Origin of the sequence: Brachybacterium tyrofermentans, from assembly GCF_014897585.1 — a bacterium.
Classification (GTDB): domain Bacteria; phylum Actinomycetota; class Actinomycetes; order Actinomycetales; family Dermabacteraceae; genus Brachybacterium; species Brachybacterium tyrofermentans.
The window spans coordinates 25,060-38,227 of the sequence record NZ_JABUXW010000033.1 but is presented as its reverse complement, the minus strand read 5'-3'; the positions used below and the strand labels follow the sequence as shown (position 1 = coordinate 38,227).

Annotated in this window: 8 protein-coding genes and 1 pseudogene; 5 read left to right on the top strand and 4 right to left on the bottom strand. The window is 68.9% G+C overall.

What is annotated here, in order from left to right; genetic code table 11:
• Nucleotides 1–41: 41 nt before the first annotated feature.
• Nucleotides 42–938 (bottom strand): annotated as a pseudogene (locus INT49_RS18260) (integrase core domain-containing protein); the annotation flags it as partial.
• A 472-nt stretch (nt 939–1,410) separates the two neighbouring features.
• On the opposite strand from INT49_RS18260, the gene INT49_RS18255 reads away from it, so the two are divergent.
• Nucleotides 1,411–2,433: a hypothetical protein gene (locus INT49_RS18255; protein ID WP_193119174.1), complete on the top strand. Its 1,023-nt coding sequence runs from the start codon at nt 1,411–1,413 to the stop codon at nt 2,431–2,433.
• Between the two features lie 266 nt (nt 2,434–2,699).
• Here the strand turns inward: INT49_RS18255 and INT49_RS18250 are convergent, their stop codons facing one another.
• Both INT49_RS18250 and INT49_RS18245 read right to left on the bottom strand, forming a co-directional pair.
• The gene (locus tag INT49_RS18250; RefSeq protein WP_193119173.1) at nt 2,700–4,223 is read right to left on the bottom strand and encodes a mannitol dehydrogenase family protein; all 1,524 of its coding nucleotides are present in this window, start codon (nt 4,221–4,223) and stop codon (nt 2,700–2,702) included.
• Nucleotides 4,224–4,428: 205 nt separating this feature from the next.
• Nucleotides 4,429–5,412: a sugar-binding transcriptional regulator gene (locus INT49_RS18245; protein ID WP_226850920.1), complete on the bottom strand. Its 984-nt coding sequence runs from the start codon at nt 5,410–5,412 to the stop codon at nt 4,429–4,431.
• A 636-nt stretch (nt 5,413–6,048) separates the two neighbouring features.
• Between INT49_RS18245 and INT49_RS18240 the strand changes: the two genes are divergently transcribed.
• The 3 genes from INT49_RS18240 (at nt 6,049) to INT49_RS18230 (ending at nt 9,288) form a co-directional block, all read left to right on the top strand.
• Complete coding sequence (locus tag INT49_RS18240) at nt 6,049–7,266, top strand: ABC transporter substrate-binding protein (protein WP_226850918.1); 1,218 nt, start codon at nt 6,049–6,051, stop codon at nt 7,264–7,266.
• A 107-nt stretch (nt 7,267–7,373) separates the two neighbouring features.
• Nucleotides 7,374–8,354 (top strand): carbohydrate ABC transporter permease, encoded by a 981-nt coding sequence (locus INT49_RS18235; protein ID WP_193119172.1) that lies wholly within the window; start codon nt 7,374–7,376, stop codon nt 8,352–8,354.
• Nucleotides 8,355–8,403: 49 nt separating this feature from the next.
• Entirely contained in the window at nt 8,404–9,288 is an 885-nt protein-coding gene (locus INT49_RS18230) for a carbohydrate ABC transporter permease (protein ID WP_193119171.1), read from the top strand.
• A gap of 410 nt (nt 9,289–9,698) precedes the next feature.
• Here the strand turns inward: INT49_RS18230 and INT49_RS18225 are convergent, their stop codons facing one another.
• Nucleotides 9,699–11,882, bottom strand: a complete 2,184-nt coding sequence (locus INT49_RS18225) for an NAD(+) synthase (protein WP_193119170.1) — start codon at nt 11,880–11,882, stop codon at nt 9,699–9,701.
• Nucleotides 11,883–12,297: 415 nt separating this feature from the next.
• Between INT49_RS18225 and INT49_RS18220 the strand changes: the two genes are divergently transcribed.
• Nucleotides 12,298–13,161 (top strand): carbohydrate ABC transporter permease, encoded by an 864-nt coding sequence (locus INT49_RS18220; protein ID WP_193119169.1) that lies wholly within the window; start codon nt 12,298–12,300, stop codon nt 13,159–13,161.
• Nucleotides 13,162–13,168: the final 7 nt, after the last annotated feature.

Here is a 13,168-nt window from a genome sequence, read left to right as displayed (position 1 = left end):
CAGTAGCACCCTCATCGTAAGAGGGCCCACTGTCCGAAAACCACGCGGCACCTCAGTCCCTGGTGAGGGCGTTGCTCGTTATAGATGACGTCGAACTCGTCGACCTGTGCTTGGAGCTCTTCGATGCTTCCCGCGATGGGCTGCTTGTCCAGCCAGCGGAACAAGGTCTGGTGGAATCGTTCGTTCTTGCCCTGCGTGGTCGGCTTGTAGGGCTTCCCGGTGATCGCCTCGACTCCCAGCGCGGTCACGTGGATGACGAGCTGGCCCTTCATCCCACGGCGCGTGGGGTTCAGCGCGGCTCCGTTGTCGGTGAGCAGACGCTGTGGAGTTCCGCAACGCGCGGTGCCCTTGTTGAACACCGCGATCGCTGCTTCAGCGGTCTCGCTGCCCGCCACGTGAGAGGCGACCGCGAGGCGCGAATGATCGTCCTGGAGCTGGAAGATCACGCAGGTCCGGCCGTTGGTGAGGACGTACTGGGTCGCATCCAGCTGCCAGCACGCGTTCGGTGCCGGATAGACGAACCGCCGCCAGGACGCGCGAGGCCGCTTCCTCGGCTCCAGTCGAGCCACGCCTCGTTCGCGGAAGATCCGTGCCAGGGCCGCGATCGATGGCGCTTCAAGTCCCATCGCTTTCATCCGGTCGTGGACGCTGATCGGACCGTGATCCAGCCCAGACGCTTCGAGTGCGGCGCGGACCTGAACAGCCTGGTCCTTGACCTCTTCATCGAGCTGGCCCGGGGAGGTATGTGGTCGTTTGGTGCGGGGCTCGAGCACGGCCGCGGGCCCATCGACGCGGGCGCGAGCACGGAGGACGTAGAACGTCTTGCGCGAGATGCCGTGCTCGACGCAGAACGTGCTCACCGACCCACGCGGCGCGTCATCAGGCCACCGCGAGATGGCCAGGCGGACAGTGGGATCGACGGGCTCGTTTCTGCTCACCGCCCATTTTTACCGGCGAAGTGTCACCACCAAGAGCCACGGAAGTGTCACCGATGTCCTGATACAGAACTGTCACCGATGTCCTGCGACATAACACGGCGTTCGCATCGGTCCTAGATCCAGCAAAACTCGATATCTCGTTGCGGAATCCCGGCTCCGGGCGGCACGGTGTCCCTCACCTTCCGGAGTGCGGATCGGGTCGTGTCGGGTCGGGTCGGGCGTCGCGAGAAGTGAGAACCCCTCCTCCACAACTCAGTGTCATCCCCATGGGAACGTGGGATCGAGCGCACCGCATGCCCGGGCACTACCGTCGGCCGACATGCGAGCCACACCTCTCCCGCCTGGGGCCCTCCTCTCTCGCGCCGAGTGGCGGAGTCTCGGCGTCTCCACGGACCGCCTCGCGGGGCCTGCATTCACCACGGTCTTCCACGGATTCTCGACCCCGACGTCGGCACCGGCGAGCGTCAACACCATGTGTGACGTCCTACAGACCAGCGTGATCCCCGGCGCCATCATCAGCCACACCACGGCCGCCGCTCTGTTCGGCATCTCGATCCCCTGGTGGACCGACAACGAGATGGGCCTGCTGTCCAGCGCGTCCTATCTTCTCGACGGACGACGCACCGTGCCGGGAACAGTGCCGATCCCACCAGGTTCCGCAGCGGATCACGCTGACGAGCTCCCCGCCGCATGGGTGTCACGAGCGGAGTCCGGCCTCACGCTCAACACAGCGGGGGCCCAGCCGGGTCCGCCTGCCGCCGCTCGCCACCTGACGACACCGCCGCTGCTCCATGCCCGGCTCGAGCATGGTCGCCAGAGATCTGCAGGACAGCATGTGGTCCTGCATCGCACGTCCCCGCGACCCGGTTTCACCTACTTGGGGCTCAAGATGTCCCACCCCTACGTCGTACTGCTAGAGCTCGCAAGCATCCTCCCCCACGATGAAGTCGTCATCGCCATCGACTCCCTGGTCCGTCGGGATCCCCCGGTACGCGGCGTGACGCTGGAGGCGATCCGGATCGCGGCAGACACCTACGGCTCACGCTGGGGTTCCTCTGCGCTGAGGAAGGCCCTGCGGGATGCGCAACCGAACACGGATTCCCCGGGCGAGACGCGGACACGGCTGCTGCTGGGCCGCGCAGGATTTCCCCAGCCCGCCATCAACCACCCAGTGGTGGATCCCGACACCGGGCAGATGCGGTACCTCGACCTCGCATACCCGGAGCACAGGATCGGCGTGGAGTACGACGGCGACTATCACCGCCTCACCAAGAAGCAATGGCGCTCTGATCAGGCACGGAAGGATTCGCTCGCTTCCGTGGGGTGGGAACTGAGAACCCTCACCGGTGAGGACATCAAACATCCCAAGCGGGCGTTGGCCGCCCTGCACCGCACGTTCCTGCGAGCCGGTGCCCGCGCCCCGTCACCTGACAACTGGGCCGGTCGCCGCGGAGCTCTGCTCGGACGATCCCTCCGCCCGCCGGCGTCAGACTGAACCGCGACCACCTCAACCACCTCGGACAGTGGCGCAGTGGGGCAGAGGCCCAGCAGCACAGTCGGCCCAGTCGGCCGAATCTGCCCATTCGGCCCAGTCCACTTCTCCAGGATCCTGGTTTTGCCGCCTGGACGACCGATGCGTGCGCCAGCATCGGTCTCCACCCCACAAAATTGGGCTGGACAGGGCGGCAGGCGACCGAGGTGCGTCGACGCCAGCAAGGGTGATTGTCTCGCAGTGGTGGGGCAGCCCGAGCGAGCGGCGGGTCAGCCCTTCTCGACGAGCTCCGTGAGGAGGGCTCGGGCGCCGTCGGCCCGGAGCACCTCGAGGGCGTGGAGGTAGGGCGTGGTGAAGGCTTCCTGGTCGACGAGGTCGCCGAAGAGCTCCTCGTCGCGGAGGAACGCCAGCGGGTCCTCGTCGTGCTTCGCGGCGGCGGCCATGACGCGGTCGTGGAGACGATCCACCACAGGCCACTCCTCACCGTTCTCGCCGGTGCCCTCGGCGTAGCGGGCCCAGGAGGCGACGATCGCGGCGGAGGCGGTGACGTCGCGTCCGGCCTCGAGGTTCTCCTGGATCACGGGGACCAGCCAGGTGGGGATGCGGTCGGAGGACTCCGCGGCGAGGCGGGCCAGTGTGTCCTTGACGCTCTGGTTCGCGAAACGCGCCATGAGCTCGTCCTTGTAGGCGGTCAGATCCATGCCCGGCACCTCGGGCACGGTGGGGGTGCCCTCGTGGTCCATGTAGAGGGTGCGCGTGAAGGGCGCGAGATGCTCGTCCACGGCGGCCTCGTCGGCGTAAGTCTGCCCCAGGAGCAGGCCGAAGTAGGCGATGGCCTGATGGGAGCAGTTCAGCAGGCGCAGCTTCATGAGCTCGTAGGGCTCGACGTCCTCGACCATCTGCACCCCGACCTCCTCATAGGCGGGACGGCCGGCGGGGAACTCGTCCTCCAGAACCCACTGCACGAAGTCCTCGCTGACCACGGGCCAGGCGTCCTCGATGCCGTAATCCTCCGAGATCATCTCGATGTCCTCGGGCGCGGTGACCGGGGTAATGCGGTCGACCATGCAGTTGGGGAAGGCGACGTGGCTCTCGATCCAGTCGCCGACCGTGGCCTCGCCGTGCAGGCCGTTCTCGTCGCGGCGGCGGGCGTAGGCGAGGATCATGCGCTTGGCGAGGTCGCCGTTGCCGCGCACGTTGTCGCAGGACATCACCGTGAACGGCTCCGTGCCGGCCTCGCGGCGGCGGCGCAGCGCCTCCACGACGTAACCGAACATCGTGCGCGGGGTGCCGGAGCCGTCGGCGAAGTCGGTGGAGAGGTCCGCGGCGACCGCCTCGGTCTCGTACTGGAACTCGCCGGTGGAGGGGTTGTAGTTGTAGCCGCCCTCGGTGACGGTCAGCGAGACGATGCGCACCGCCGGGTCGACCATCTGGGCGAGCACGGCCTCGGGGTCGTCGGGGGCGAAGAGGTACTTGGCGATCGAGCCGATGATGCGGGGGTCGCGGGTCTCGTCGGGCGCCTTGGTGACCAGCGTGTACATGCCGTCCTGGGCGGCGAGGGCATCGCGCATGCGGGAATCGCCCGGCAGCAGGCCGACGCCGCACAGCGCCCAGTCGCGGTCACGGCCGGCGTTGAACAGCCGGTCCAGGAACATGGCCTGGTGCGCGCGGTGGAAGCCGCCCACGCCGAAGTGGACGATGCCGACCTTCCGCTCCTGGAGCGGGTACGTCGGGACGGCGACCTCGCCCTTCGCAGCGATGTCGGAGAGGGAAGCGGAGGTCAACGCGGTCATGGCTCATCCTTCGTCGGCGAGTGCTCGGAGCACTGACGATACACACTCCCGCGTCAGATGAGCAGGGGTTGACGCTCATCTGATCGAATCGACTGAGCGCCGACGATCGGGACACAGAGAGACGACGACGCCCAGGTGAAGGCGGCGAGCGGCGAGCGGCGGGCTGCCAGCGTCGAGCGGCGAGCGGCGAGCGGAGCCCCACCCTTCACCCGAGCAGCGCGGCGACCTGGTCGGCGAGCTCGGGGGCGAGCACGATGTCGTCGACGAGACCGGAGCGGGCGGCGGCGACGACCGCTTCGGGGCGGCCGACGGCGGGCGCCGCAGCGATCACCCGGGCGCGTCGCAGCTGGTCGGCCCGCACGCCGATCACACGATCCTCCATCGCGGAGTGCCACACCGCCCCAGAGCCGTCCAGGAGGATCCCGCACACCTCGGCGACGACGCCGGCGTCGTGCGCACGGCGCTGCTCGTCGGCCCCGAGCCGCGCCCAGAGCGTCGAGGCGCCGGCGGCCCAGGCACCGATGGAGACCACGGCGACGTCGAGGTCGTCGGCCGCATCGAGTGCGGTGCGCACCTCCTCCATGGCTCGCAGTGACGAAGCGACCTGGGCGGAGTCGACGATGAGCGGGGTGGGCAGGGCCCAGACCCGACCGCCGGCCCGGGCGCCGAGGGTGTGCACGAGCGCCGAGGACAGGGCGGTGGAGAAGCCGGGCGCGCTGAGCGGGCCGACGAGCTGGACGACGTCCGCCGGGGGCAGCGCGCCGAGGTGGTCCGGCAGATGCATGAGGGTGCGCGACCACGCGACTCCGAGACGGCCGCCCTCACGCAGGGCGACCGGCAGCAGGCGTGCCACCTGGCGGGCGACCGCATCCCGCATCGGCTCGCCCGGGCGGGACGCGGCAATGGTCACCGAGGAGATCCCGAGGCGCTGCGCGAGCTGCGCGTGGGTGCGTCCGGCGGCCGTCGGGTCGACGATCTCGATGCGCACGATGCCCTCGTCGCGCGCTTCGTCGAGCAGTCGGGCCACCTGGAACCGGGACAGCCGATGGCGGCGGGCGAGCTCGACCTTGGACTGGCCGTCCACAAAATATCCGGTGGCGAGCTGGACCTTGAGCAGGGCCGTCGGGGGCACCTCGACCTCCGTGCCGACCTGCGGCTCCCCGTCCGACATCGTGCCGTGGTGCGCCATGGGAACCCTCCTCCAAGATCTCACGTCGTGAACATCTGCTCGCGGACTGTTGCTCACCTGAGCGTATATGACTACGCTCACTCTCAGTTGAGCAATATTCAGCGATCATATGAGTGCACGGCACCGTTGCCGAGGCACACCATCCCAGCGGGCCACTGTCGGCCCCTCCTGAGACAGCCCCGGACACCCGGGACAGCTCAGGACCTGCCCTGAGCAGTTCAGGGTCACGCAGGACCCGCCGGACCCACCGTTCTACAGCGGCCACGACGCGAGCCCCTCCCCATCTCAGGGCCCGTCCAGCCTCAGCCGTTCAGAGGAGAACAGCGCATGGGACACCTCCGACCACGACCGCCCCGCGCGGCACGACAGGCCCGACCCGGAAGCCCGCCTCGGCCCCCGGGCTCCGCCACGACCGCGCCCACACCCGTAACCGCACCCGTACCTGCATTTGCACCTGCACCTGCACCTGCACCTGCACCTGCACCTGCACCTGCACCTGCAGCGATACGCCCCAGCCGTCGCACTGTCCTGGGCGCCGGCCTCACCGCCGGGCTCGGCGCCGCAGCCCTGGCCGGCTGCGGCTCCGGTGGCGGCGGCAAGGAGTCGATCGTCGTCGCGATCGTCTCGAACCCGCAGATGCAGGACGCCATCAGCCTCATCGACGACTTCACGCAGAAGCACCCCGACATCGACGTGCAGTTCGTGTCCCTGCCCGAGAACGAGGCGCGCGCGAAGATCACCGCGTCGGTCGCCTCCGGCGGCGGCGAGTTCGACGTCGTGATGATCTCCAACTACGAGACCCCGCTGTGGGCGCCCAACGGCTGGCTCACCGACCTCGAGCCCTACATCGCGAAAACCGATGGCTACGCGCCGGACGACTTCGTGCCCACCATCAAGGACGCTCTCACCGTGGACGGCTCCATGTACTCGGTGCCCTTCTACGGCGAGAGCGCGTTCCTCGTGTACCGCCAGGACCTGTTCGATGAGGCGGGTCTGACGATGCCGGAGCACCCCAGCTGGGACGACGTGCGCGACTTCGCCTCGACCCTGCACGACCCCGACGCCGGCATGAGCGGCATCGCGCTGCGCGGTCTGGCCGGCTGGGGCGAGAACCTCGCGCCGATGAGCACGGTCATCAACACCTTCGGCGGCTGCTGGTTCGACATGGACTGGGCCCCGCAGCTGAGCTCACCCGAGGTGCACGACGCTGTCTCGATGTACGTGGACACGTTGCGCTCCTACGGGCAGCCCGGCGCCGCCACCTCCGGCTTCGGCGAGTGCCTCACCCGGTTCAGCCAGGGCAACGCCGCCATGTGGTTCGACGCCTCCTCCATGGTCTCCGGCGTGGAGAACCCCGATTCCTCCACCGTGGTCGGCAAGACCGGCTACGCCCTGGGGCCGACGCTCGAGACGCCCTACGCCGGCTGGCTGTACTCGTGGGCTCTCGCGATCCCCGAGACCAGTCAGAAGAAGGACGCGGCCTGGGAGTTCATCGCCTGGATGACCCATCCCGACTACTTCCAGCTCGTGGGCAACGAGGTGGGCTGGGAGGCGCTCCCGCCCGGCTCCCGCCTGTCCACCTACGAGATCCCCGAGTACGCGGAGCTCTCGAAGAACTACGCGAAGCCCACGCTCGACTCGATGGAGAACTCGACGCAGGAGAACTCGATGACCGTGGAGGTCCCGTACGACGGGCTCCAGAACGTGGTCATCCCCGAGTTCCAGGACCTCGGCACGCGCGTGGGCCAGCAGTTCTCCGCCGCGATCGCCGGGCAGAAGAGCGTCGACGAGGCGCTGAAGCAGTCCCAAGGGTTCGCCGAATCGGTCGCCCGCACCTACGGCTGGGAGGGCTGAACGATGACGACCTCGCGACGACGAACCGAGAGCACCAAGAGCACCAAGAGCACCAAGAGCACCAAGAGCACCAAGAGCACCAGAACAGAGCGGGAGGAGAGGGACCGATGAGCACAGCCACTGACACCCCCGTCGGCCGCGGACCGGACGCACCGCGCACCTCGTCGGCCCAGAAGCCGCGCGACCGTGCCCCGCACGACGGCGAGTACTCGAAGGCCGAGGCCTGGCGGCGTCGGCTCCCGCTGATGCCCGCCTTCCTGTTCGTGGTCATCTGCACCCAGATCCCGTTCCTGCTGACGATCTGGTACTCGCTGCGCTCACGCAACCTGCTGCGCCCCGAGGGCGAGAAGTTCGTGGGACTGCGCAACTACCTCGACATCTTCGTCGACTCCACGTTCCGCACCGCGGCACTGAACTCGATCCTGTTCACGCTGGGCTGCGTGGTCGTCTCGCTCCTGCTGGGGCTGGGCCTGGCGCTGCTGCTGGATCGGAAGTTCTTCGGGCGCGGCTTCATCCGCACCCTGCTGATCACGCCGTTCCTCATCATGCCGGTGGCCGGGGCGATGCTGTGGTCGATCTCGATGTTCGATCCGACGTACGGGCTGGTCAACTGGCTGATCGGGACCGTCGGGATCTCTCCGGTGGACTGGACGAGTCAGTTCCCGATGGTCTCGATCATCATCGCGCTGGTGTGGCAGTGGACGCCGTTCATGATGCTGCTGCTCCTGGCGGGCCTGCAGTCCCAGACCGGCGACGTGCTCGAGGCCGCCTCGATGGACGGCGCCGGCCCGGGCAAGACCTTCGTGCACATCACCCTGCCCCACCTGCGGTTCTACCTCGAGCTGTCGGTGCTCCTGGGCGCGATCTACGTCGTGAACACCTTCGACCAGATCTACCTCATGACCGCGGGCGGCCCGGGCACCGCGAGCGCCAACCTGCCGTTCTACATCTACCAGCGCGCGTTCCTCGGCTTCGACATCGGGCAGTCCGCCGCGATGGGCGTGGTCACCGTGATCGCCACGATCGTGATCGCGACCTTCGCGCTGCGCCTGATCTTCACCAGCATCAACTCCAAGGAGCAGTCATGAGCATCCTTCGTCGACGACCCGTGAGGACAGACCGGAAGGGGACGGAGTCATGAGCACCGCCACCGCTGATGCCCCGCACCGGACGCGCTCCGCTGCACCGATCCGCCCGCGCCGAGCCCAGGGCAGGACCGGCGGAATCCTGCTGACCATCCTGGCCTGGGCGGCCGGCCTGATCTTCTTCGCCCCGGTGGCGTGGATGGTGCTGACCAGCTTCAAGCAGGAGAGCCAGGCGGCCTCGAACCCGCCCACCTTCTTCTTCACGCCCACGCTGGACCAGTACGCCTCGATCATCGGCTCCTCCGGGGCGGGTTCGTACCTGCTGAACTCGATGATCGCGACCGTCGGCTCGACGCTGCTCGTGCTGGTGCTCGCGGTGCCCGCCGCCTACGCGGTGAGCATCCGGCCGGTGAAGCGCACGCAGGACTTCCTGTTCTTCTTCATCTCCACGAAGATGCTGCCGGTGGTCGCGGTGATCATGCCGATCTACGTGATCGCGGGCCAGATCCGGATGCTCGACAACATCCTCACCCTCATCGTGCTGTACACGGCGATGAACCTCCCGATCGCGGTGTGGATGATGCGCTCGTTCTTCCTCGAGGTGCCCGGCGAGGTGCTCGAGGCGGCGTCGATCGACGGGGCCTCGCTGCTGCGCACCATGCGCACGGTGCTGCTGCCGATGGTCGCGCCGGGCGTCGCCGCCACCGCGCTGATCTGCGTGATCTTCGCCTGGAACGAGTTCTTCTTCGCCCTGAACCTCACCGCCGCGAACGCCGCGACCGTGCCGATCTTCCTCATGTCGACGATGACCTCGGAGGGCCAGTTCCTCGCCCGGCTCTCCGCCGCCTCGGTGCTGGCCTCGCTGCCGGTGGTCCTCGCCGGCTGGATCGCGCAGAAGCAGCTGGTGCGCGGCCTGTCGATGGGCGCGGTGAAGTAGGTCGACCGGAAGGTCTGCCGGCGATTCCGACCGCCGGGAGACCACCGCAGCTGGCAGGACCGGCCACCGCCGCGGCGCTCACCGCCACCGCCCGGTCACCGCCACCGCCCGGTCACCGCCACCCCAGCATCCATCCGTGCGTTACCTGCATCTGGCAGCTCCCAGACGCAGGGAACGCACGGATGGATCCTTCAGCCCTGGCCTGTCAGAGGGGAGGGGGCCGGCGGGACGGGGCCAGCGGGGCGATGTCGGCGGGACGGAGCCGGCGGGGCGTTGTCGGTGAGACCTTGCGGCGGTTCAGCCGCCGGAAACCTCGGTCTCAATCTCGGCGCGCCCCAGGATCCATCCGTGCAATACCTGCATCTGGCAGCTCCCAGACGCAGGGAACGCACGGATGGATCGTGATTGGCTCAGTCCCCCGGCACCTCGTTCTCGAGCTCGGCCATCCAGGCCTTGCTCGTGGCGTCCGAGGGCATCCGCCAGTCCCCGCGCGGAGACAGCGAGCCGCCGGCCAGCACCTTCGGGGCGTTCGGCATGGCCGAGCGCTTGAACTGGTTGGAGAAGAAGCGACGGGTGAACACGGTCAGCCAGTGCTTGATCTCGCCGCGGGTGTAGGAGCGCTTGTCGCCCTCGGTGTATCCGGCGGGCCACTCGCCCGCGTCGAGATCACCCCAGGCCTGGTGGGCGAGGTAGGCGATCTTCGCGGGGCCGTAGCCGCGGCGCAGCTGGTGGTAGAGCGTGAAGTCGTGCAGCGCGTAGGGGCCGATCGAGTCCTCGGTGGACTGCGCCTTCTCCCCCGGCTTGGTGGGGATCAGCTCCGGGGAGATCTCGGTGTCGAGCACGGCCTGCAGCAGGTCTCCTGTCGCGTCGTCGAACAGGCCCTCGGCGACGACCCAGCGGATCAGGTGCTGGATCAGCGTCTTGGGCACGCCCGCGTTCACGCCGTAGTGGGACATCTGGTCGCCCACGCCGTAGGTGCACCAGCCCAGCGCCAGCTCGGAGAGGTCGCCGGTGCCCACCACGATGCCGCCGTGATGGTTCGCGAGGCGGAACAGGTAGTCGTAGCGCATGCCGGCCTGCACGTTCTCGAAGGTCACGTCGTAGACCTCCTCGCCGCTGCCGGCGGGGTGCCCCATGTCCTTCAGCATCTGGGTGGAGGCGGGACGGATGTCGATCGTCTCGAAGCTCGCCCCGATCGCCCGCGAGAGCAGCTCGGCATTGGAGCGGGTGTGCTCGGTGGTCGCGAAGCCTGGCATCGTGTAGGCGAGGATCTCGGAGCGGTCGCGGCCCAGCTGATCCATCGCCCGTGCGCACACCAGCAGCGCATGCGTGGAGTCCAGACCGCCGGAGACGCCGAGCACGGGGCGCGTGCCGCCGGGCTTGTCGCCGCCGATCGCGCTCAGCCGACGCACCAGGCCCGCGACCTGGATGGAGAACGCCTCGTAGCTGTCCTGTGCCAGGCGCGCGGGGTCGTCGGGCACGAAGGGGAAGCGGTGCAGCGGCCGGCGCAGCGCTCCCGTCGTCGGATGCGGACGCGCGGCCACGTCGTCGGCGTCGTCGAAGTCCTCTTCATCGATGTCCTCGAAGTCCTCCGCGAACGGCCCGAAGAGCTGTGCCTCGTGCCAGGTCGAGAACTTCTCGAGCGACTCGGCGTGGGTGCGACGGTTGTCGTCGACCGTGTTCTGGCGGCGGCGCTCGGAGACGATACGGTCCAGGTCCACGTCGACGATCGTCGCGCGCGGGCCCTGCGGGAAGCGCTCGGACTCCCCCAGCAGGTCGCCGCACTCGTACACGAAGGTCTGCCCGTCCCAGGCGAGGTCCGTGGTGGACTCCCCCTCGCCGGCGGCGGCGTAGATATAGGCGGCCTGGCAGCGGGCCGACGCGGAACGCGCGAGCAGCTTGCGATCCTCTGCGCGGCCGACGGTGATCGGCGAGCCCGACAGGTTCGCGATCACCGTCGCGCCGGCGAGCGCGGCCTCGGCCGACGGCGGCACCGGCACCCACATGTCCTCGCAGATCTCGACGAACAGGCGCAGGCCCGGCACGTCGTCGACAGTGATGATCGAGTGCGGGGTGAGCTCGTGGTCCTCGCCGTCGATCCGCACGAACACCCCGTCGGCGTCATCTCCGGGGGCGAACCAGCGGCGCTCGTAGAACTCGCGATAGGTGGGGAGGTTCTGCTTCGGGGCGATGCCGAGGATCTCGCCGTGGTGGATGATCACGGCGCAGTTGAAGATGCGGGAGCGGTCGCGGGCGCGCAGCGGGGCGCCGACCACGATGATCGGCAGCAGCTCGCGGCTCGCCTCGACCAGCGTGGCGACGGCCTGCTCGGCGGCGTCCAGCAGCGGCTCCTGCATCACCAGGTCGTCCAGCGAGTACCCCGTCAGCGACAGCTCCGGGAACACGGCGAGGCCCACCTGCTGGTCGTGCAGGTCGCGCAGCTTTTCGAGGTGGCGCTCGGCGTTGGTGGCGGGGTCGGCGAGCGCGACCGGGAGGGTCACCGCGGCCACGCGCACGAAGCCGTGGTCGTAGATGCTGGCGTGGGGGTCGGTGACCGGCGCGTCGGCGCCTGCGGATTCCGTCGCTGAGCTCATGGGACGAGCGTAATCGAGCAGCGGGCCCCGGGACGGCGATCACCACCGGGCGGCGCGGACGGTCGCAGGCGGGGCCGGCGTCGCGGGTGGACGGCGCAGGGAGGGCGGGAGTCGCGGGCGGACGGGCCGACGGCGCGGACGACACGGACGGGCCGATGGCGATGTGAGATGGCGATATAGCCACCTCGTGCTCCTCCCGGCCCGTGCGCGTCGGGCCGGGGTCCCCGTCATCCCCTGCCCCGCCCGCTGTCCTGTGCCCCACCTGCCGGCCGTGCCGCGCCCGCCGCCCGTCGTCCGTGCCGCGCCCCCGCTCGTGCCGCACCCGCTGTCCTGTGCCCCGCCTGCCGTCCGGCCCTCACCTGCTATACCGTGACCTGGTGAATCTTCGCCAGTCCGCACCTCGAGGGGAGAGCCGATGAATGCCCGTCGGCCCCTGCTGGGATGGCTGCTGATCGCGCCCAGCCTGATCGGCGTGACCGCCTTCCTGATCCTGCCGGTGCTGCTCGCCTTCGTGGTCTCGCTGTTCCGCTGGGACCTGCTGGGCACGCGCGACTTCATCGGCCTGGACAACTACGCCTCGCTGCTGGCCGACGGGGCGCTGCTGAACTCCCTGATCGTCACCGCCCTGTTCACGCTGATCTCGGTGCCGGTGTCGCTCGCCCTCGGGCTGGCGCTCGCCTCGCAGCTGGTGCGGGCGCTGCCGGGCTCGGCGATCGTGCGGGTGATCGTGGTGATCCCGTGGGTGTGCGCGCCGCTCGCCCTCGGCGTGGTGTGGAAGTGGATCTTCCAGCCATCGGTCGGCGCGCTGAACCAGATCCTCGGCGTGCGGATCGAGTGGCTGACCGACCCGAGCCTCGCGCTGCCCGCGGTGGCGTTCGTGGCGATCTGGCAGAACGTCGGCTACATCTCGCTGTTCTTCCAGGCCGGGCTGTCCCGGATCCCCGGCTCGATCTACGAGGCGGCGCGGATCGACGGCGCGGGCCCCTGGCGGACCATGCGGTACATGACGATCCCGCTGCTGCGGCCGACGACGTTCTTCCTCGCGGTCACGCAGGTGGTGGCGAGCTTCCAGGTGTTCGACATGGTCTTCGCGCTCACCGGCGGCGGGCCCCAGCACCGCACCGAGGTCATCGCCTCGCTCGTCTACCACGAGGCGTTCACCTCCTCGAGCCTGGGCCGCGCGAGCGCCGTCGCGGTGATCCTGTTCGTGCTGCTGGTGATCATCACGCTCATCCAGCAGCGCTACTTCGCCCGCCGCATCACCTACGACATGAGCTGAGAGGAGG